1 protein-coding gene is annotated in these 1,552 nt (G+C 70.5%); it reads left to right on the forward strand.

Annotated features, from left to right (window positions below; translation table 11 throughout):
• The coding region (locus FDN03_RS16205; RefSeq protein ID WP_212743947.1) for a trehalose-6-phosphate synthase at positions 1-1,552 on the forward strand (1,552 nt) is incomplete at both ends.

The raw sequence follows: 1,552 nt of genomic DNA on the forward strand, positions 1-1,552 counted from the left end.
CGGCCGGTCGCTGGCTCCGGTGCTCACCCGGGCCGAGCACGACGCGTTCGAGAACGGCTACGCCGCGGTGAACCGGGCCTACGCCGACGCCGTCGCCGACGAGGTGCGGTCCCGCGGCGGCAAGGCGCTGGTGCTGCTGCAGGACTACCACTTCTACCTGGTGGCCGAACACGTCCGCGAACAGTGCCCCGATGTGGTTCTCACCCACTTCGTGCACATTCCGTGGCCGGGCCCGGACGAGTGGCGCATCCTGCCGGGTGACAGCCGGGAGCGCCTTCTGCGTGGTCTTCTCGGCAGCGACGTCGTCGGCTTCCACACCCGCCGCTACGCCCGCAACTTCGTGCTGTGCGCCGGGGAGCTGCTCGGCCTGCCCATCAACCTCGACGAGCTGACCGTCCAGGTGAACGACCGGACGGTGCGTGCCCGCTACTACCCGATCTCCGTCGACCCGGCGGCGCTCGACGCCACCCTCGCCAGCGAGGAGGTGGCCGCCCACGTCGCGATGCTGCGTTACGTCTTCCTCGACGAAGACCGCCAGCTCGTGCTCCGGGTCGATCGCACCGACCCGAGCAAGAACGTCGTCCGCGGCTTCCTGGCCTTCGGCACCCTGCTCGACCAACATCCCGAGCTGGTCGGAAAGGTCAGCTTCCTCGCGCTGCTGCAGCCGAGCCGGACCGACGTCCCGGAGTACGCCGACTACATCGCGCTGATCGGCGCGGTCGTCGCGGAGATCAACGCCAGGCACACCAAGGAGGGGCGCCAGCCCATCGACCTGCGGATGGTCGAGGACTTCGCGCTCGCCGTGGCCGCCTACTCCATCTGCGACGTCCTGATGGTCAACGCGATCGCCGACGGGATGAACCTGGTGGCCAAGGAGGTCGCGGTCGTCAACCGGCGCGGCGGGGTCCTGGCCCTGTCGGAGATGGCCGGCGCGCACGAGGAGCTGGGCGAGTTCGCGGTCACGCTGCATCCGTTCGACGTCCAGCAGATGGCCGACGCGCTGTACGCGGCGCTCGCGATGCCGATGGACGAGCGGCACCGCCGGCTGGCCGCTGCCGCCGAGCAGGTCCGCACGCACGACGTCCGCCGCTGGCTCGACGAGCAGCTGGCCGAACTGAGTCACCTGGCGGGTTTCTCCAGAGTCGTGCCCCGGCGGGTACGCTCGGCGGGAGGTCGGGTGTGGATGCCATGCCATGGTCGAGACAGGAGTGGACGTAGCGGATACCGGTCATGTGAAGGCCAACGCTGGGTCCTGGGCCGCGGTGTACATCCTCAGCGCGGGTTTCGTCCTGGGGACCCTCGCGCTGATTCTCGGCTCTGTGCCGCTGTGGATCGGGACGGCCGTGGCGCTTGTCGTCGGTACCGGCCTGGGCGTGGCCTCCAGGATCATGGAGCAGGCCTACTAGGCCGCCAGGCGACTGTTCCGGCTGGTACGGCCAGGTCTGCTCCGCGGCCTGGCCCGTCGGTCGCTTCGTGCCCCGTGCCACCGGCGCGGGGCACGTCCCCTGTCACGCCCTGCCACGCCACGGGTGACGCCGAGCGCCGCCGGGCG

The sequence above is a fragment of the Glutamicibacter sp. V16R2B1 genome, assembly GCF_005774635.1.
Lineage (GTDB): Bacteria > Actinomycetota > Actinomycetes > Actinomycetales > Micrococcaceae > Glutamicibacter > Glutamicibacter creatinolyticus.